The 18,954-nt window shown below is 57.6% G+C and carries 15 protein-coding genes; 10 read left to right on the top strand and 5 right to left on the bottom strand.

Annotation, left to right across the window (positions count from 1 at the left end):
• Nucleotides 1–36: 36 nt before the first annotated feature.
• The 4 genes from QMK47_RS04865 (at nt 37) to QMK47_RS04880 (ending at nt 3,533) form a co-directional block, all read left to right on the top strand.
• A complete protein-coding gene (locus tag QMK47_RS04865; RefSeq protein ID WP_320389884.1) occupies nt 37–861 on the top strand; it encodes a DUF695 domain-containing protein in 825 nt (274 codons plus the stop codon).
• A gap of 148 nt (nt 862–1,009) precedes the next feature.
• On the top strand, nt 1,010–1,978 hold the full coding sequence (locus tag QMK47_RS04870) for a hypothetical protein (protein WP_320389885.1): 969 nt from the start codon (nt 1,010–1,012) through the stop codon (nt 1,976–1,978).
• Between the two features lie 244 nt (nt 1,979–2,222).
• Entirely contained in the window at nt 2,223–2,708 is a 486-nt protein-coding gene (locus QMK47_RS04875) for a hypothetical protein (protein WP_258690339.1), read from the top strand.
• A gap of 213 nt (nt 2,709–2,921) precedes the next feature.
• On the top strand, nt 2,922–3,533 hold the full coding sequence (locus tag QMK47_RS04880) for a hypothetical protein (protein ID WP_320389886.1): 612 nt from the start codon (nt 2,922–2,924) through the stop codon (nt 3,531–3,533).
• Nucleotides 3,534–3,926: 393 nt separating this feature from the next.
• Here QMK47_RS04880 and QMK47_RS04885 read toward each other — a convergent pair whose 3' ends face one another.
• Both QMK47_RS04885 and QMK47_RS04890 read right to left on the bottom strand, forming a co-directional pair.
• Complete coding sequence (locus QMK47_RS04885; protein ID WP_320389887.1) at nt 3,927–5,288, bottom strand: Fic family protein; 1,362 nt, start codon at nt 5,286–5,288, stop codon at nt 3,927–3,929.
• A gap of 183 nt (nt 5,289–5,471) precedes the next feature.
• Entirely contained in the window at nt 5,472–5,744 is a 273-nt protein-coding gene (locus QMK47_RS04890; protein WP_024617777.1) for a hypothetical protein, read from the bottom strand.
• A gap of 445 nt (nt 5,745–6,189) precedes the next feature.
• On the opposite strand from QMK47_RS04890, the gene QMK47_RS04895 reads away from it, so the two are divergent.
• Nucleotides 6,190–7,671, top strand: a complete 1,482-nt coding sequence (locus QMK47_RS04895; protein WP_320389888.1) for a leucine-rich repeat domain-containing protein — start codon at nt 6,190–6,192, stop codon at nt 7,669–7,671.
• A 67-nt stretch (nt 7,672–7,738) separates the two neighbouring features.
• Here the strand turns inward: QMK47_RS04895 and QMK47_RS04900 are convergent, their stop codons facing one another.
• Entirely contained in the window at nt 7,739–8,710 is a 972-nt protein-coding gene (locus QMK47_RS04900; protein WP_258690343.1) for a LysR family transcriptional regulator, read from the bottom strand.
• A 140-nt stretch (nt 8,711–8,850) separates the two neighbouring features.
• On the opposite strand from QMK47_RS04900, the gene QMK47_RS04905 reads away from it, so the two are divergent.
• From QMK47_RS04905 to leuA, 5 genes are all read left to right on the top strand, one after another.
• Complete coding sequence (locus QMK47_RS04905; RefSeq protein WP_024617774.1) at nt 8,851–10,020, top strand: NADH:flavin oxidoreductase/NADH oxidase; 1,170 nt, start codon at nt 8,851–8,853, stop codon at nt 10,018–10,020.
• A gap of 50 nt (nt 10,021–10,070) precedes the next feature.
• Entirely contained in the window at nt 10,071–10,457 is a 387-nt protein-coding gene (locus QMK47_RS04910; protein WP_018612973.1) for a nuclear transport factor 2 family protein, read from the top strand.
• Between the two features lie 162 nt (nt 10,458–10,619).
• Nucleotides 10,620–11,453, top strand: coding sequence for an oxidoreductase (locus QMK47_RS04915; protein WP_258690344.1), 834 nt, complete (start codon nt 10,620–10,622; stop codon nt 11,451–11,453).
• Between the two features lie 21 nt (nt 11,454–11,474).
• The gene (locus tag QMK47_RS04920) at nt 11,475–12,410 is read left to right on the top strand and encodes an AraC family transcriptional regulator (RefSeq protein ID WP_258690345.1); all 936 of its coding nucleotides are present in this window, start codon (nt 11,475–11,477) and stop codon (nt 12,408–12,410) included.
• 225 nt (nt 12,411–12,635) lie between these two features.
• On the top strand, nt 12,636–14,330 hold the full coding sequence (gene leuA, locus QMK47_RS04925; protein ID WP_320389889.1) for a 2-isopropylmalate synthase: 1,695 nt from the start codon (nt 12,636–12,638) through the stop codon (nt 14,328–14,330).
• A gap of 40 nt (nt 14,331–14,370) precedes the next feature.
• Here leuA and bcsC read toward each other — a convergent pair whose 3' ends face one another.
• On the bottom strand, nt 14,371–17,847 hold the full coding sequence (gene bcsC, locus QMK47_RS04930) for a cellulose synthase complex outer membrane protein BcsC (protein WP_320389890.1): 3,477 nt from the start codon (nt 17,845–17,847) through the stop codon (nt 14,371–14,373).
• A complete protein-coding gene (gene bcsZ, locus QMK47_RS04935) occupies nt 17,835–18,950 on the bottom strand; it encodes a cellulose synthase complex periplasmic endoglucanase BcsZ (protein WP_320389891.1) in 1,116 nt (371 codons plus the stop codon). Before bcsZ ends, bcsC begins: the two co-directional genes overlap by 13 nt.
• Nucleotides 18,951–18,954 lie beyond the last annotated feature (4 nt).

Below are 18,954 nucleotides of genomic sequence, written 5' to 3' on the forward strand. Positions count from 1 at the left end.
TTCAGGACGAGGTCGAGAGTTGAGGGAAAAACACCGATGGTCACTGAGAAATCCGAGCGCCCTTTGATGGAGTCTGGTCATGGCGTGCAGTACGTCACAGCAAAGCTTCGCAGGCAACGCCAGGACTGCAAACTCTCCGGATCACCGTCTCTGGGCTTGGGGCTTAGCCAGATGGGCGTCCATAACCGGTTCCGGTTGTTGGCGCTAGTAAGCGTACTCATCGCGGGCTGCTCCAGCTCCAAAACCCATTCGCCCCCACCGGTCGAGCGCGACCGGTGCCTGGATGCGGGCCCGGTTAAAAGTGTGGAGTACGATAACTGTGTGGCTGATCGGGGGGCCAGCCAAAGTGTGGCTCTCAGCGCCCTTCTCGATGATACCGGCGATTATCCTCAACCAATGGAAATAGTCGACGTTGTCGACGATATTTACCAACCGTCCGATTTTCCAGATACACCCGTTCCCATGCTCTACAAGGGTGCTGGTTCGATATCGACGACTGAAAAGCGGGCACTACCTTTTAAGGTCAAGGTCACTTGGAAGTACTCCTCCAAGGGGCTCATACCGGCTCTCCGAGACCGTGTCCGGATGAATGAAATGGAGAGGCTGATACTTCCGGCGATGCAGGATAAAGGGCTAGCGAAGTGGGTGTGCACGGTGACGGGTGGAAAACAGCGGGAGTGGATCTTCTATACACGCAACGACGAAGCTTTTATCGCTCAAACAAGAGCAATCCTAGCGCAGACCGGGCCATACCCTATTGAGTTGAGCGCACGCAAAGAACCAGCGTTGAGCACTGAAATGCAAAGTGGTGAAAGTCTGCCTGAAAATATCCGTATCACGCCCAAGACATGTGTGGAGTGAAGAAGGCGGGGGCAGACAACCCTTTATCAGGTAGTTAGCAGTTGTTTTTTGCTAAAGCTAGGTCTGTCCAGTTTATTGTTTATTTATTGGAGCACACGCGGATCATCACGACGAGCAACCGCGTTTCACGTATGGACACAGATACAGCATGACTAAAAATACCGTATGGATCGGTCTGATGATTGCTCTTGGCGGTTGCCAGAGTATGAAAGACCTTGGGAAGAGCACCGTCGAGTACCTTGAGGAGTTCCGCACCACTCCGACGGACCGTTACCTTGCGGAGTTGCGCAATCCCTTCGTGCCGCTTGGCACCTTTGACGACGCCTTGGATGGCAACCAAGGCAAGGCATGTCGCCAAACCACCCACTACCGAACTGTTCAACCGTCCGACTTGCAGCTCGTCATATCCGCGAGCGAAGGTGGAATTCCGACTTGCCAGCATGTGCTCGGTACCTTCTATGAGCGCGGCACAGGCGTGAGCCAGAACACTGCCCGGGCCAGGTCACTCTACCTGCAAGCGGCGTCGGCCGATCCATATGCCTATGTGGAGCTCGCGCGCATGGCGCGGGATGGGATTGACGAGCCAGTTGACCCGGTGAAGGCCCGCGATTATTACACCCGTGCAGGTATAGGTGGTGTGGTGGGGTTGGGTGGGTTGTTGGAGCAGGGCAAGGGCGGTGCGCAGGATGTGTCGGGTGCTTTGAAGCTGTACGTCGATGCTACCCAAAAATACGGCGACCCCGCCTGGAAGGCAACGCGGCCGCTATTGGCCCTTGGGCTGGAGCTCGATGCTGAGCAGGTGCAGAAATACAATCGAGTATGGATTGGGGGGCTTCTGCGCCAGATGCGTTTCGAGTTATGGCGCTCGTATGAGCTCGGTGGGCTCAATCACTCTGGTCAAACGCTGACAGTTAGAGTGCTTTTCAGGTTCTCGACCGGCAGTCCGAAGCCCGAGGTTTACCTGGCCGAGAGTTCCGGCGATCCAGTGATAGACACTGCTGTGGTGTCTGCGGTGTACCGCCTGACTATGAAAGATCCCTACATGCTTCCAGCGGGTCAGGAAACGTTCGACTTCGTGGCGCCGGTCGCCCTGTCCCCGAGTGCCAAGCGGGGCTGACAGCTCGGTCAGTCACTTCAAGACGGCTTCGGTGCAATAAGCGCAGGGGCTTAAGGTAGTCAGTAAGCGTGTGCGCTAACGGGAGCAGATGAACGAAACGGGCGACCCCAAAGGTCGCCCGTCTTCATTTACTCCGCCGCCTGCGCCCGCAATGAGCAAAAAGGGCAGAGGGGCAGGCTCATTGCTTTTCTTGGTTTATAAATAGATCTGTCTCCTATTTTTCAATAGGTTTGAGGTATTTAAGATGCAAGAATGGTCGTCGCTGTGCAATTTAAAGGTTGGGGAGGGTGTCGATACACGAGAGCAATGCGTTTTCGTCGTGGAAGATGGGGCATATAAAATTTCGGACGATCAGTATTTTTTAGCTGATATTTTTTTAAATGAGGGAAAAGAGGAGCTTCGTTTGCTATCCCTCTACTGGGCCAGCAGTGAGCCTGCATTTCGGAGAGCCTACTACCGGGATGTTGAAAGTGATGACATGGCTGTACGCCCGCCGCCGTCTGAATTGCTTCCAATGGGGGCTGGTGGAACCTATAGTCAGATAAAAACTTCTCTTAGCTCTCCTGCTTCTGAAAGGTTTATGGAGTACGCCTCTTATCGTGTGATGTCTGATGGCGTGTTTGTTCATAAATGCTTGGAAAACTCCTCGGCTGTTTATTATTTTCGCTTGCCTGATATTGTTGAAGATGAGTTGCCTTACGCGATACTGTTGAAGCTTTCTAGTGGGTGAATTATTGCCCAAGCCGAGTATCGACTCGGAGCAGGAAGGCATAAACTTTCCGTTAAGTGCCTATTGAAAAAAAAGGGGACAAAAAAAGGGGGGGATTTATTTTTTGCTAAGTTCTTAAATAAAACTATCCCCTTTTTGCAAATTGCAGCTCAAGTATTAAAATTCTATCTCGACAAGAAAATAGAGCTAAATCTGACAAGTAGGTGAACTTAGGTGGATGATTCCATTCGTAATATAGATGAGCTGCCTTCAATTGAGCGTGTTAAATATGTGGCTCAGGGGTTGGCTCTGTTAGATGCCATAATTATGCCTGAGTGGGAGTATAGATATTTCTCATTCAACTGTAATTGGGATGGGGCGGGGAAAGAAATGATGGGCTCAATGAGAGACGGTTCGGGGGGCGAGTATTTTTTGCACTTTACTAGTGCAGGTGTTGCAGGGAAAGTCATATTTGGCTCACCTCTATCTGATGTGCCTGGCTGTTTGAATACCATGCCCGAGGCGTTTCAGCAATTTAAAGTTGAGCCAGCGTTCTCTGCGGATAATGCAAGTCTGTTTTTTTGGCGAGGTGTCAAGCAACCTTCGTGGTGTGCGTCGCCGGATGGGCTGAAAGAGTATCCGCTGCTAAATTTTCTTGTGGAAGGAATTGAGGCTTATAAAGCCTTAGCTAAGGACTATTATGAAAAAAACATTGATGCAGTTGTGCTTGAGGAAGTATTCGCATCGCTAAACGTGACCGCGGACCAGCTAATGATACTTAATCCTAATATAGAGCTCGGTGACTTGGCCGATGATTTTCAAGAGATTTTAGGTCATGCGCTTTAATTTTTAATTTGGTAGGCCGGTGCAAAAGCGACAGCTGAAGCTCCCAAGCCGACGTAACCGGGTCGTCCGCCAAGTGAGCCAGTAGAGACTGGACGTGCGCTTTGCGCACGAGCCACAGTTCTGTGACACGTTTGGACACATTGGCGGTACCAACGTTTCTCTGGGGCAGTTCACTGCCAGGGCGGTGCGTGTTGTGTTGCTACCGCTTGATCCATATGGGTGTCAGGCACGACTCGGTCGTAGCCATTGATGAGAAAACGGGTACGACGGGTTCAACCGAGCAGGTTGAGACAAAGGGAAACCCTACAGTTAAAAGCTGCAGGGCGAGTTGGCTTTTAGCCTTGACTTGAGACCGGCTAATGGGTGCCCCCATTTTTGCGCAGTGATCATCCATCAGTGGCCATGGAGCGACTTCCAGGACATGAACTCCGATGGTCGTAACCCGTAGCGTGCGAGCACCCCTTCGTGCAGGCGACGGAGTTCTTCGATGATCAGTGCTTGCACCTCCGGCTGCTCTCTTTCCGAAACATATTCCGCTACCGAGCGTTGAATACAGAACAACGGGTCAAGCTCTGGGTGAGTGATGATTTCCCGAATGGTCTTCTTGATGAAGTCTCGCCATGCCAGGCGTAAAGGGTCCGGCTCCGCAAGGTCTTGCTTGATTGCCAGATATTCCTGTGTTGAGCGTTCGTAGGCCCAGATATACAGGTCGCGAAGCAGCTCTACACGGGTCATTTCGTACACACCCAATGTGGCTCGGCTGTAGGCCTGCTCCGGTACATCCAGAAAGGTCAGCGGACAAAGATTGGCACGGAACAAGGGGAGATTCGCTGCCAGTCGGGATGTGCGTTTATTGATGTCGGCAAAGGGCTGCAAGTAGGGCAGGTGCACCATCATGAAGAAAGACTGCTCGAACGGATCAGCGATCTGATTGGCTTTGCCAAGCAGGACGTCCAGTGCATCTTCAATTTGCTGTGGCGTTGAGAGCGGGCGATAGGTGCTTTTCCCGATGTCGACGGCGTGCTGGCGAATTCGGCCCTCGTCTGCTGGGTTGGGCAGTAGGTTTTCGGCCAGGGAGCTATGCAGGTTCATCAATGTGTAACGGTTGAACTCGGCACTCTCGATGTTCTCGACCAAAAGCTCGATAGCTGTCTTATGGTTTAGGATCATCTGCGTTTCTATAGCGGCCTTGCCCTGTGCTGCCTTACCTTGCTCGATGAGTTGTCGCGTGTCGAGCCGTGAGTAGGTGTTCCCTTCCAGATGGCTTGATGCCCACGACAGATCAATCAACAAGCGATTCAGGACCGCCCGGCTGTAAGTGCCTGCTGGCTCCGTCGCATCTGCGGTTTTGCCCATCCTGTGCAATTGGCGCCGCAACGACTCAGGTAAGTACCCTGTCTCGTTAGGACGATAGGCGTCCAGAAAGTCACGTTGGTAGCCCACCGGCTTGCGCGCTTCTGTGGGCTGGTTGATATAGGCGAGTATGTCCCGGCTGTCTGCAGATAATGGAATGAAGGCAGGGAAGGCATCGGTGTCAGTATTCAGGGCGTGGGTTTCGGCCTGGTGTTCTATTGCGAAATAACGTCGTGCCCTGCCTTCTCCCTGTGCAGTGATTTGGCTGCTTTCGACCAGGTTTGCAAGGATGCGCTGCGCCGTTCGCCGGGCAATTTCAGGGTGCCAGGCCAAGAGCTCTGAGAGGCTCGCCCCACTCTTGGATGCCAGGATACTGTTCAGTATATTGGTGGTCGAAGGCATGGTTATGTTGGCGCTGTTAGAGAAGATTTGGCGCGATTATGGCGCAGTTCTCAGAATCGCGCCATTTTGGATTGAAAATGTGGCGCAGTTCTTGACGAACTGCGCCACAGCTCATCGGAGTAGATAGATGTAGTTGCTCCCGACGGTGGGGGCTACGTTATGGCCATAGTCGCCCGTCTTCACTTACTCCGCCGCCTGCGCCCGCAATCGTCTGCCAATCACATCCATCACATCACACCCATCGCGCAGCGCGATCGTCAGCATTTTGCAGAAGTCGGAAAGCACCAGCGTGTCGGAACTGATCTCCGAGCGGAACGCGATATTTTCCAGAAGTTGGGTCACGGTGCGGATGCGGTAGTCAGCGGTTTCGAAGAGGACATCAAGCGGGGCTTCGGTGTCGATCAGCAGGGTAGCGGGGACGCAGTCGACGCCGGTGATGGGCATGTATCGGTTCATCGGTAGGACCTCATTCAGTTGAAAGGAGCTACCTCGTTGTCGAGTCGCCAAACCCGAGTCGCCATCGGGGCGACGAGGAACTATAGGCCGCCCCGCTCAAGCGCCACAAGACACCGCTTTCCGAGCTTCATGTAGGAGCTTTGGCCTTTCTGCGGCGGTATTTCCCTACATCGCTTTGTGGCTATCAACAGGGCGAGCCAGTCGTCCATTCCGCACATCGTCATGGCTAGAGAGAGGACTGTGGCGAGGGAGCTTGCTCCCGCTGGGCTGCGCAGCGGCCCCGAGATTTTGCGGTCGCTGCGCAACCGAGCGGGAGCAAGCTCCCTCGCCACAGGGTGAAAGCATATGGCGCTACCCAATCCTGCAACCCTCTTCAGTAAGACTCCTTTTTATGCTTCCCTAACGGCCATATCCCCCTTCAATCCCTTTCGCAGACTCCTAGACCGTGCACACCCCCAACCGCAACGCTCTAATCGCCCAACTCGCCACCAACCCCGATGACACCACCACGCGCGCATCGCTCTATCGCGATCTGCTCGACAGCGGGGACGCATCACTGGAAGGTTTACGCGTCGCGGCGGGCCTGGGCGATCCGGCGGCTAAGATGGTGGTGGCTCAACTGAACACCACCGCCCATACAAATCGCCCCGGGCCATGGCTGTCGCAACTGCATGGCCTGCCGGTCGACCATCTGGAGTTGAACAACGCCGAACCGGATTGGTGTGACGCACTGGCCGGGCTGCCCTTGCGCACGCTCGTGCTCAACAGCCCGAGGTTTATCTGCGGCCCGGAAACGTGGCAGCGTTTACCCGCCAATGCCCTCGAAACCTTGGAGGTCAGTAATTTTTCCCGCGACGATAACGCCAATTGCCTCCCGTCGCCCGCACGCTTGCGCCGGCTGAAGTTGCAAACCTACGGCGAGGACTTCGATGACGGTTTCCTCCGTCAACTGAGCGACAGCCCGTTGCAGGAACTGTCGTTGAACCGTTGCGATGAGATGACCGACGACGGCCTTCGCGCACTGTCACGCCTCAAGCTGCGCTCCCTGACCTTGCAACGTGTGGGCGAGCTCACGTCCCGTGGCATGGCGCACTTGGCAAGTCATCCCCTTGAACAGTTGTCGCTCAGTGGCAGCGGCGCGATCCTCGACGATCCGTCCTGGCTTGGCGACCTGACGGGGTTGCGCGGGTTGAGTCTGGATGACTGTTATGCAAGCGAGAACGTGTTGCAGGCGATTCGGGGGCTGCCCCTGGAAAAGCTTTCGCTGCACTCTGCGTTCATCTGCGAAGACGATCTTGAAGTGCTGGAGGGAATGCCGCTCGCGGAGCTGGACCTCAAGTGCCTACGCCAGGTGATCGAGCGGCTCGATGTGCTGCACGGGTTTCCGCTCAAGCGATTGGGACTCTCCGATGTGCAGGGCGTCTGCGCCAGTACGTTGAGTGATCTGCGCGGGTTGGCGTTGGAGTCCCTGGACCTGTCCTTGAACGACATCACTTGGAAGGAGCTGAAACAACTGGTCGGCCTGCCGCTGAAGCGGCTCAATCTGAGCTTTTGCCAGGGCGTCGACGGCAAGGTTTTGCGCAAGCTCGTCGAGTTGGGATTGCCATTGGAGGAGCTTGAAATAAGCGGCCTGAACCTGCGCGATGCCGACCTGGCTTGTTTGCGAGACCTGCCCCTGCAGCGCCTGGGTCTGTATGACAGCCCTTGGCTGACTGACGCCGGGGTGGCCCATCTCGCAGGGATGCCGCTGCGGGACCTGACGCTTGGGGCGGATCCAGGGGAATCGCGGATCACGTCGGCCGTGGTGCCTGTATTGGAGCAATTGCCGCTGCAAACACTGTGGTTGCCCAACTGCGCCGGGATCGATGCAAACGGTTGGGACCGCTTGGCCAGGTTGCCAGCCCACGTGACCGGTCCGGGAATCTGACGCGCCGATAGGAATAGGCTGTGCCCAGGGGCCAGTCTCTTTCGTTGCAGCAAGGAGAACCATTAAATCAAGTGTTGTCCGTTTTATTGGCAGCACGCATAAAGTCTACGAACGCACGCAACTTTCCGGGCATGTACTTGCGGTGTGGATAATAGAGATGAAAGGCATCGTCCAGTACGCTGTGCTGTCTCAATATCTGCCGCAACATGCCGTTTGCCAGCTCTTGTTTCGCAAAGTCTTCCAGAACGAATGCAATGCCGTGGCCTTGTATTGCAGCATCAAGGACAGATCTCATTTCGTCGAAGATAAAGCGTCCTTGAACGTCGACTTGAACCATTTGGCCTTGATCTTCAAACTTCCACTCGTACAGTCTGCCGCCAACGGAATAGCGCTGGCGAATGCAGTTGTGGTTTAGCAAGTCATCGATGGTTTGCGGTTCACTTCGCTCGCGGAAATAATCCGGCGCCGCCACCACGATTCGTTTTTGTAATGGCCCCAGCTGCACGGCGATCATGTCATTTTGTACTTTTTTCCCCATCCGTATGCCGATATCAAATCCGGCGTTGACGATATCGCTAAGTTGATTGTCCAGTGATATCTCGACATTGATCAGCGGGAATTTTTCAAGGAACGAAGCCAGGTGCGGCTCAATCAGGATACGGTACGCAACGTATGAAGAATTAACGCGTACGGTGCCCGACGGTTGATCTGTCGCGAGTAATGCTTGTGACAAGGAATTTCTGATCTGAGCAAGCGCAGGTGCTAATGCTGCGTTCAATGACGCGCCAGCCTCGGTCAAACTGACACTACGTGTTGTGCGATTGAACAGTCGCACATTCAGTTGCGCTTCCACATTCTTGATCGTGCGTGATGCCGCAGTTGGCGTGATGCCCATTTCCGCGGCGGCGCGAGCGAAGTTCAAATGCCTGGCAACGGCCTCGAAGGTTAAAAGACCTGGAAGATGCACCTGTGGAGGAGGGATCGCGCCCTCTATGCGTTCAGCGAGAGGTGGCTGCTCGATTATGACCTTATTGCTCATACTGTATGTTCACTTGTGATCATTCACGTCATTATTGCCGATCTCCATACTGGTTACAGCAAGTAACTTCATCACGGATCGCGACAGCGCAAAGCTGTTCTTCAATCTGGTTACTCGGCCCATCATTCCAGAGCAGAACAATGAGCAAGATTTTTGAACCGTTGACTTTACGCGGCGTCACCCTGCGCAACCGCTTCGTCCTTAGTCCGATGTGTCAGTACACGGCGACAGAGGGTCATGCCAGCGATTACCACGCCGTCCACTACGGACGTTTCGCTCTCGGTGGCTTCGGCCTGCTGATGGTCGAGGCTACGGCGGTCTCTCCCGAAGGACGGATCACACACGGCGATCTGGGCCTGTGGGATGACGCTCATATACAAGGCCTGTCACGCATCACCGCTTTTGCCAAGGCCTATGGCGCAACGCCCGGAATTCAGATTGGACATGCTGGACCTAAAGCCAGCATCCAACGAGCCTTTGAAGGGAACGGTCCACTGGATGAACGCGATGCAGCACGCGGAGAACACCCTTGGGTAGTGGTGTCACCGAGCGCACGCCCAGCCGCTGAGGGATGGCTGGTGCCTGACGCGTTGGATGCAAACGGCATCGCCAAGGTACGTTCAGATTTTGTCGCGTCGGCACGACGCGCCTTGCGGGCAGGTTTCGATGTGCTGGAGCTGCACTACGCACATGGCTTCCTGCTTAACGCGTTCTTGTCACCGCTGACCAACGACCGCACCGATGAATACGGTGGCGGCTTCGAGAACCGCATTCGCCTGCCTCTGGAGATCGCTCGCGAGGTGCGTGAGGTCTGGCCGCAGGACAAGCCGCTGTTCGTACGCTTATCGGCAGTCGATGGTAGCAGCAGCGGTTGGACAATCGACGACAGTGTCGCTTTGGCCGCGGCGTTGAAGAAGATCGGCGTCGACGTCGTTGATTGCTCGTCCGGTGGCTTCGGCGTCTACGAATACCCCAACGGCTATGGATTCCAGGTGCCGTTCGCCGCGCAGATTCGTCGCGAGGCAAAAATCGGCACCATGGCCGTGGGGCTCATCAACGATCCGTGGCAAGCCGAAGCGGTAATCGCGTCTGGCCAGGCCGACTTGGTAGCGCTTGGCCATGCAGCTCTGCGCAATCCACACTTCCCGTTGCACGCACAGCAGACGCTAGGGGCCGTTAGCCCAGGGGCCTCGTATGCCAACTGGAATGTTCAGGTGGGCTGGTGGCTCGACCACCGCGAAAGCAAACTTCTCCAATTGGGCCCATGGGCCCCAACGGTTGACGCCGCGGCGAGTGGCCGCATGAATTGATTCCCATGCCGGCCAAAGCGGCTGGTACTTACAACGACCAGGAGTGAAACATGAGCAAGCCTACCTACGTGCACGACTATCAAGCCATCGTCGAGGTACTGAACAAATACAACGAAGGCTGCAAACAGGCAAAAAGCGGCATCATGAAACCCGCTTTCAGCGAGCAGGCGACCATCTTCGGCGTCGATGTCGAGGGCAAGTTGGTTGGCGGTCCGATCCAAGGGCTGTTTGATGCTATAGACAACCCGCCTTTTCGCCCGTCACCCGAAGCTCAGAGTGTATTCGTCAGCATCGATATCGTAAGCACCGCCGCCAGTGCACGCATCGACACCAACGACGTCTCGGGCTTCTCCTTCACCGACTTCTTCAACCTGCTGAAGATCGAGGGCAAGTGGACCGTGGTCAGCAAGATCTACCACACCCACGTCACACCCTGACACTAAGGCCGCTGGATCCTCGCGCTCGGGTTGCCAGCCCACGTGACCGGTCCGGGAATCTGACGCGCTGATAGGAATAGGCAATGCCCCAAGGCAAACCGGCATAGGTGGGCCATTTTTCGATCGTTACCATGGCCTCCTGTTTATCCATTGGAGTTCACCATGCACGACAGAAAAACCCTCTTCATCACCGGCGTGAGCAGTGGCTTGGGCAACGCCCTGGCGCAAGAAGCGTTCGCAGCAGGCCATCGTGTCATCGGCACCGTGCGCAGTGAGGCGGCGTTGCGGGCCTTCGAAGCGCTCTCCACGGAGCGTGCCCATGGCGTGATCCTGGATGTCACCGAGTTCGATCGAGTCGATAGCGCGGTGGCGGAGATAGAAACCACTTACGGCCCGGTCGATGTCCTGGTCAACAATGCCGGCTACGGCCATGAAGGCATCTTCGAAGAATCGCCGCTGGAGGAGATGCGTCGCCAGTTCGACGTCAACGTGTTTGGCGCGGTGGCGGTGACCAAGGCCTTCGTGCCGTATTTTCGCCAGCGCCGTGCCGGTCATATTCTCAATATCACCTCCATGGGCGGCACGATTACCATGCCGGGAATTTCCTATTACTGCGCGAGCAAGTTTGCCCTCGAAGGCCTCTCCGATACGCTGAGCAAGGAGCTGCTACCGTTCAACATCTTCGTGACCGCGGTGGCGCCTGGTTCGTTTCGCACCGACTGGGCGGGGCGTTCGATGCAGCGTACGGCGCGGAGCATTGCCGACTACGACGCCAGTTTCGATCCGATACGTAAAGCGCGCGTGGAAAAAAGCGGCAAGCAACTGGGCGATCCACGGAAAGCGGCGCAAGCGATGTTGCAGATCATTGCCAGCCCGACGCCTCCTGCGCATGTGTTGTTGGGCAGCGATGCACTGAACCTGGTGCGCGACAAACTCAGTCGTGCGGCCAGTGAGATCGATCAATGGGAAGCGCTGACCCGTTCGACCGACGGTTGAGCGGCCAGCAAAGGGGCATCAATGACTCAGGCCTCAAACACCTCGCGCATGGTGCAGTTGATGGAACAGCTTGCGCCGGTCGAGGGCTACAACCTCAGCGCGCTGGAGGACATCCGTTTTCTGCGTTCGAACCGGCCGCTGACGCGCACGCCGGTGTTGTATGAGCCCGGTATCGTGATCCTGTGCCAGGGGCGCAAGCGCGGTTATCTGGGTGAGGACGTTTACGTGTATGACGCCCAGCACTATCTGGTGGTGTCTGTCCCGGTTCCGTTCACCATGGAGACCGACGCCACCGAAGCTGAGCCCATGCTGGCGGTCTACATGCGTCTCGACTTGCAGCTGGCCAGCGAGTTGATGCTGCAAGTGGACGAGACCCACGGCCCCAGCGATGCCCAACCCAAAGGCATGTACGCCTCGCCCATGGACGATTTGCTGCGCAGCTCGACGCTGCGTTTGCTGGAAGCCATGAGTCGCCCGGGCGAAGCGCAAATACTCGGGCCGTCACTGGTACGGGAAATCTACTACCGGATCCTGACCGGCGAGCAGGGCGGCTCGATGCGCGCCGCGCTCAGTCGCCAGGGGCACTTCGGCAAGATCACCCGGGCGATCCGCAAGATCCACAGCTGCTACCACGAGCACCTGGACGTCGAAACGCTCGCCCACGAAGCCAACATGAGCATCCCCAACTTTCACCTGCACTTTCGCAGCGTGACGGACTCCACGCCCATGCAGTACTTGAAATCGACACGCCTGCACCAGGCGCGCTTATTGATGCTGCGCAACACCATGAGCGCCTCGACGGCGGCGTTCAACGTCGGCTACGAAAGCGCCTCGCAATTCAGCCGCGAGTTCAAGCGGATGTTCGGGCGAACGCCTCAGGCGGAGATTGAATGGATGAAGGCGACTTATGCGTTGCCGGCACCTGCTGAGCCGTCTGTTTATGTTTCGTCGCATTAGGGGTGGGCTGGATCCTGCTAGCGCTTAAATTGTTCAAATATTTATAGTTTGAGCATAAATAACCAAGGTGTTAAATTTTATTGGTTATTTTTTGTTGTTTTATCCTTTTGTTGATGTGAAAACGCAATTTGCATCAAGTTATGTTCATTTATGATTGGATCCAATGTTCGGTGGCGTCAGATGCCGAGCCTGCCCACCTATGGACGTATCAAAAGGATAAGCGCCATGATGCTGAAGGATCCTTCCCGCAAATATCGACATTTCACCACCGTGGATCTGCCGGACCGCACATGGCCCGGCCGGGTCCAGTCCGTTGCGCCTAGCTGGTGCAGCGTCGATATGCGCGATGGCAATCAGGCCTTGATCGAGCCGATGAATGCCGAGCGCAAGCGTCGTTTCTTCGACCTGTTGGTCAAGGTCGGTTTCAAGGAAATCGAAGTAGGCTTTCCCGCCGCTTCGCAGACCGATTTTGATTACGTGCGCGAACTTATCGAAACCGGTGCGATTCCCGATGACGTGACGATTCAGGTCATGACGCAAGCCCGCAGCCATCTCATCGAGCGCACGTTTGAGGCATTGAAGGGCGTTCCCCGCGCTATCGTGCATGTGTACAACGCGACCGCACCGGTGTTTCGAGACGTGGTATTCGGTGTTGACCGCGCCGGGTGCATCGAGATTGCCACTCAGGCCACTCGCGAAATCAAACAGCACATGGACAACAATCCCGAGACGCAGTGGACCTTCCAGTATTCCCCCGAGACCTTTTGTTTCACCGAGTTGGATTTCGCATTGCAAGTCTGCGAGGCGGTGACGGACGTCTTCGCACCAACGCCTTCCAACAAGATGATCCTGAACCTGCCGACAACCGTCGAAGTCTCCACGGCCAATGTCTTCGCCGATCAGATTGAATGGTTTTGCCGGCATTTCAGCCGTCGTGACAGCGTGATCATCAGCGTCCATCCGCACAATGACCGCGGCACCGGGGTTTCCACCGCCGAGCAGGCCTGCCTGGCCGGTGCCGAACGGGTCGAGGGCACGCTGTTTGGTAACGGCGAGCGAACCGGCAATGTCGATATCCTCACCCTGGCGATGAATCTCTACACCAGCGGTATCGATCCGCAGCTGGATTTCTCGGACATCATCCACGTCCAGCGCGAGGTGGAATACTGTAATCAGTTGCCCACGCATCCTCGCCATCCTTACGCGGGCGAGCTGGTGTTCACGGCCTTTTCTGGGTCGCATCAGGACGCGATCAAGAAAGGCTTTGCAGTGCGCCAGGCCAATCCCGATGGCTTCTGGGAAGTGCCTTATCTGCCTATCGATCCGGCGGATATGGGGCGCAGTTATGAGGCGGTCATTCGCGTCAATAGCCAATCCGGCAAAGGCGGCGTGGCCTATCTGCTTGAACAGCATGGGGTCGTGATGCCGCGCCGGTTGCAGATGGAGTTCAGCAGCCTGGTCCAGCAAGAGGCGGATGGATCGGGCCAGGAGATCAGTAGCGAGATGATCCTTGCGTGCTTTACCCGGCACTATCTGGAGGAGGGCAAGCCCTACAGGTTGTTGCAGCCTAAATTGGTCAGTGAAGGCGCTGTGACTTACCTGGAGGGCGTGCTCGACATGGGCGGCACCCAGTTCGACCTCAGCGGTGAGGGCAACGGTCCGCTGGCGGCGCTGGTCGATGCATTTGCCCGGCGTGGCGTTCACTTCGATATCGCCGATTATCATGAGCACGCTGCTCGCGATGGGGCTCAGGCCGAAGCACTGGCCTATGTCGAGATTCGCGTGAACAACCGGCTGCTATTCGGCGCCGCGCGCGACGGCAGTAGTTTGCTGGCGTCGCTCAAGGCGGTGACAAGCGCCGTCAATCACGCATCGCGCCTGGGGCTGCTCAGCGTGATGAGCGCTGCGGTGCCTTGCTGACAGGGTTGCGTGTACAGCCCGGCGCCGCTGCTGTGGCGCTCTAGCGCATATCCGCATAAGGCGAGATCGGCTCCACCGGTAGCGGCAGGTTGCCTTGCCACGGGTCAAATGTGTAGCGCAAGTAAAGCAAGGCCCGGCTCGGGGCGTAGCCTTCGCTGTGCTGCCAGGTGATGCCGGTGCCCAGGACCAGGTTATCGGAAAGGCGACGCTCCACGAGGCCCTGGACACGTAAATTGTAGCCGTTGCTGCTACTGCCACTCTTGGTCAGGGGCGGGTTGTTCACCAGCGTCTTGTTCGATTGCGCCAGCAGGCTCTGCAGATCAGCTTCGCGATTGTCTTTGGGGTAGAGATCAGATCCGTCGATTTTCGCGAACGACCAACCCACTGAGCTTTCGAGCAGGGCCGACCAGTCAGCGTTACGCCAGGCGTAGTTCACCGGCACGCTGACCGAGTAGTACTGCTGTGGGCTGTAGTAGCCGCCCTGGCCGAGAGTGTCTTCGCTCAAGTCCTTGTCGAAGCCCATGTACATCAGGGTCAGGCCAGTGCGCAGACGTTCGTCGGCACGTTCCACCAGGCGATAGTAGTAACCGCCCATGGCTGTGCGCCGTTGGTTGTTCTCAACGTTCTGCCCCACTAACCAATGACTGCTCAGGCTTGCCCACACGCCATCCTTGGCGCCTCGGTCATGGCTCAGGCCCAAGGTGAAGCCGTTGGCGGTAACGCCGCCCCACTGGGTTCCGGTGACCGGATCGACCGCACCGGCATACGACACCAGTGAGTTGGTCAGGGGGCGCCGCGATGCCGTGAGGCGGTAGTCCAGGCTGCTCCAGTCGCCGCTGTAGGTGACACCGCCCACCCAGTTCGACACAGTGAATTCTTGTGGCGTGTGGCCAAGGTCGAAGGCCCATCGATCATCGTGCCAGCCCATGCCCAGCTGGGTGCCGCGCACGCTCTGCGAAGCGCTGGTACAGCCATTCGCCACCACCGCGCACAAGCCGAACCGGTCGCTGCTGGAAAAATTGCTGACATCCAGATTGATGTCTTCAGCCTGGACAAAGCCCTGCCCTTGCGCCACCGGCGCGTCGATGCGCAGGATGGTGGTTTGGGTGGTCAGGTCCGAGACCCCCGAGGAACTGTTGTCGGTGCGCCAGGCGAGGTCGTGGTACAGGTTCACCGTCGGATTCTGCTTTTGGTACAGCTCGTCGACGTCGCTGCGGATGCTGCGCTTCAACCAGTCATCGCTGTCGCTGGCACGGCTGGCCAAGGTCATGGCACGGTTGTCGCGCGGTTCGGCCTGTGGCGGTTCGATCATCCTCGCCGCACCCATGCTGCGCGCATAGTCATCCAGAGCCCGCTGCGGCTCTTCTCGGGACAGCAGACGCGCCGCATCCCGATAGACCAACGGATCACTTTGCGGGGTATTGAGCAACTGCGCGAACAGCGCGTTCGCACGCGTCTTGTCGCCCAGCGACGCCCAGGCATTGGCCAGCCGGCGCTGAAACGACACATCAGCCGGTACCGGCGCCGACACGGCCATAAGACTGACCTTGGCGGCGTTCGGTTGACCGCTGGCGATCAGCACTTCGCTCAGGCCGAGTTGGGCCTCGGCATTTTTCGGCACGCTGGTCAGCACCTTGCGATAGCGGCTTTCGGCCTGTACCAGGTCGCCACGCTGCTGAGCCCAGTCGGCCAGGGTCAGGTAGTCGTCAATGGTCGGCGCGCGCATCAGCAGCGCTTCGGCCTGGGCCTCATGGCCGCCGTCGCGTAGAGCTCGGGCCTTCGCGAGCAACTGGCGACGCTGCAGACGAGCCCACAGCGCGTTCATGTTGTCGCTCCAGGCGGCACGGGGGATCTGTTGCAGCGTGCCCATGGCATCGCCGTCACGCTCGGCATTGGCCAGAAACAGGCCGTGGGCATAGCGCGCGTCGGCGTTCTGGCCCCGACGTTGTAACAGCCCGTGGAAGCTTTGATCGGCCTCGGCATTGAGACCAAGTTCGCGTTGGGCATTGGCCAAGCGGTACACCAACCAGGGATTGTCCGGGTCCAGCACGCGAGCCTTGCTCAAGGCTACCGTCACATGCGCCCAATCGCTGCGCCGGGTAGCGCCATCGGCCTGCGCATTGAGGCGATCCAGCGTCAGTTCTCGACGCACGCTTTGGAACTCTTGCTGTTCCTTGGGCGTCAGGCTGTCGAGGTAGTGCTCGGCCTTTTCCGGTGATTGCGACTGGTACAGGCGGACCATCGCACGCACCGTGCTTGCATTGCTCGGATCGAGCTTGCGCGCACGCACCAGCAAGGCTTCTGCGGTGATGTCATCGGATTCGCCCTGGGCAACGTAGGACAAGCCGATCAGCGGCGCAGGGTCGTTTGGCTTGGCTTGGATCGCCTGCCGGTACCATTTTTTTGCAACGGGATAATCCTTTCGCTCAAGGGCTTTATCACCCTTTTGCACTAGCATCCACTGATAGTTGGCAGCCTTGAGATCCTGCCATTTGGTCATCCAGAAGGTGTCCTGCTCGATGGACGAGGCTTTGACGAAAGCGTGGTATGCCGCTTCGTGCCTGTTCTGGCGCATCAGCGAAACACCCAGCGAGCCCAACAGGCTGGAGTCTTGCGGGTAACGCTTGATCGCCCGAAGCAAACTGGCTTCAGCGCCGACGTTGTTGCCGGCCTCAAGCAATGCCTTGCCTTTGACTCCGGCCTGCCAGGCCGGATCAGTCAGGTATTGCTCCTGCTCTTGCAACTGTTTAGTCGCGTCAGGGCGAAAGCTGGTATTGGGATAGAGCTTCAGAAACACTCGCCAGCCCTGCGCGGTTTCGGGCCCTACCGGTTGTTCGAGCCAATAGTTGTATTCGCGCTCGGCAGCGTTGTTGCTGGCGTTTGGATCGCCGGCCAATTGATGCAGGACGTCCAGTGCCTCAGGATCACGCTTTTCGGCAAACAGCAGGCCGGCCAAGGTCTGGCGCAGCGAGGCATTGCCGGGGTACTGCCGGTCCAGTTCGCGCAACTGTTCGATCACGACAGGGCGCTCGGCCTTGATGCCGCTACGCACGTTCAGATATTCCAGAGCCGTGGCAAAGTCCGGCATGTCATCGCCGAACAACTGTCGATAGGCCTTGATTGCGTCTTCGAAGCGGCCGGCGACGGCCAGCAGGCGCGCCTCCTGCAGCGCCCTTTGACCGTCGGCACCGTGCATTTTCAGCAAGCTCTCGGCCTGACGCAGGGCCGCCGTGCCTGGCGCCTGTTGGCGCAGTTGGGCGACCAGGCGTTCGGCTTCCGGTTGATTTTTTTGCAGCAGTGCCTGGCGGACTTCGACAACTTTCACCTGCGCATTGTCCGGGGCGATCAGCTCCAGACGAGCCAGCGAGTCATGCACCAGGTCTTCGCGGTACAGAGCCTCACCAATGCGGACCTGCTCCAGCAGCCATTGCTGCTGGTCGGGCGGGCTGAGAGGCTCGCCCAGGGCGACCCCATAAACGCTGCTCAGCAGCAGCCCGAAACCGATCATTTTTTGCATGCGGCAATCCAGTTTGGCACGAGGCGTCCGTTCTTATCGAAGCGATAACGTTGTTGGTCCCAGCCCTGCCCGAACAGCATCAGCGATTGGTTGTAATAGGCATCTGCCAAGGGCGGCTGTTGTTGCAGGCGTTGGCGTTGGGTCTTGAGAGCCGCCACGCTGTCCGGGCTGGCAGCCAGCAAGGGCAGCAATGCGGCACTGAAACCAACCGGGCCGGCGCCATTATCAAGACCGCTGAGAGTGTCGACTTTTTCCGGAACGTGGCCCCGCCGCGCAGTCAGGTCCAGCATGGGTTTGAAGTGTTCGATCAACCGGGTGCGCCCGGGGGTATCCTTGTCCAGCATGCCCAGCCAGAGGTAGACACGAATGGCGTCATAGCTACCAACGCTGCCTTTCTGACTGTCCACGGCCCAACCCTGCCCGGGTTTCCACAGTTGCCAGTCGGGTGCCAGGCCCTTGGGTGAACTTTCGATCAGCAGACGCTCGGTGTTGCTGGCCAACTCCGCCCAGATCGGTGCTTCCAGGGCGAAGCGTGCCAGCAATTGTGGCGGCAGATAGCTGGCATTCAGACGCCAACCCTCGGCGTTTTCGAATCCGGAGTCGCCGGGCAACAGCATCAGGCCCAGGCCTGGTAGCTTGCGCAGGCTTTGTGCCGCACTGCGCCAGAGCAGGCTGCGGCCCAAGGCCAGGTAATCCGGTTGATGCCACAGACGCCCGGCTTCCAGCAGGCTATAGGCGATCCACAAGTCGGCATCGGTGGCGTTATTGCTATCCAGTACCTGCCAGCGGCCAGCGTTGTCGCGGCCCCACTGCCATGCCGGAAGCTGCCGGCCAAGGTCTCCGCCGGCCAGGTTGTCCTGAGTCCAGCGCAGCACTTTGGCGAAGCTATCGCGGTCATTGCCCAGCAGGGCGAAAAACAGCCCGTAGCTCTGTCCTTCAGACGTGGAGATCAACTGCTCCGAGGAGTGGTCAATGACTCGTCCGTCCGAGCTGAGCATCGCCTGGCGAAAATTCTGCCAGGCCGGCCAGGCGCATTCAGTGGCACCGGCAAAGCCAGGCGCTACGATCAACGCGGCCAAGGCCAGCGTGAAGAAAGCTTTCACCCGA

This window comes from Pseudomonas sp. P9_35 (assembly GCF_034008205.1).
Taxonomy (GTDB): domain Bacteria; phylum Pseudomonadota; class Gammaproteobacteria; order Pseudomonadales; family Pseudomonadaceae; genus Aquipseudomonas; species Aquipseudomonas kilonensis.

Bases quoted from the DNA above. Each gene is read 5' to 3' on its own strand.
- QMK47_RS04905 (WP_024617774.1), top strand. From the start codon at position 8,851: ATGAGCAAGATTTTTGAACCGTTGACTTTACGCGGCGTCACCCTGCGC.
- QMK47_RS04885 (WP_320389887.1), bottom strand. From the start codon at position 5,288: ATGCCTTCGACCACCAATATACTGAACAGTATCCTGGCATCCAAGAGT.
- QMK47_RS04915 (WP_258690344.1), top strand. From the start codon at position 10,620: ATGCACGACAGAAAAACCCTCTTCATCACCGGCGTGAGCAGTGGCTTG.
- QMK47_RS04865 (WP_320389884.1), top strand. From the start codon at position 37: ATGGTCACTGAGAAATCCGAGCGCCCTTTGATGGAGTCTGGTCATGGC.
- leuA (WP_320389889.1), top strand. From the start codon at position 12,636: ATGATGCTGAAGGATCCTTCCCGCAAATATCGACATTTCACCACCGTG.
- QMK47_RS04920 (WP_258690345.1), top strand. From the start codon at position 11,475: ATGACTCAGGCCTCAAACACCTCGCGCATGGTGCAGTTGATGGAACAG.
- QMK47_RS04890 (WP_024617777.1), bottom strand. From the start codon at position 5,744: ATGAACCGATACATGCCCATCACCGGCGTCGACTGCGTCCCCGCTACC.
- QMK47_RS04900 (WP_258690343.1), bottom strand. From the start codon at position 8,710: ATGAGCAATAAGGTCATAATCGAGCAGCCACCTCTCGCTGAACGCATA.
- QMK47_RS04875 (WP_258690339.1), top strand. From the start codon at position 2,223: ATGCAAGAATGGTCGTCGCTGTGCAATTTAAAGGTTGGGGAGGGTGTC.
- QMK47_RS04870 (WP_320389885.1), top strand. From the start codon at position 1,010: ATGACTAAAAATACCGTATGGATCGGTCTGATGATTGCTCTTGGCGGT.
- bcsC (WP_320389890.1), bottom strand. From the start codon at position 17,847: ATGCAAAAAATGATCGGTTTCGGGCTGCTGCTGAGCAGCGTTTATGGG.
- QMK47_RS04910 (WP_018612973.1), top strand. From the start codon at position 10,071: ATGAGCAAGCCTACCTACGTGCACGACTATCAAGCCATCGTCGAGGTA.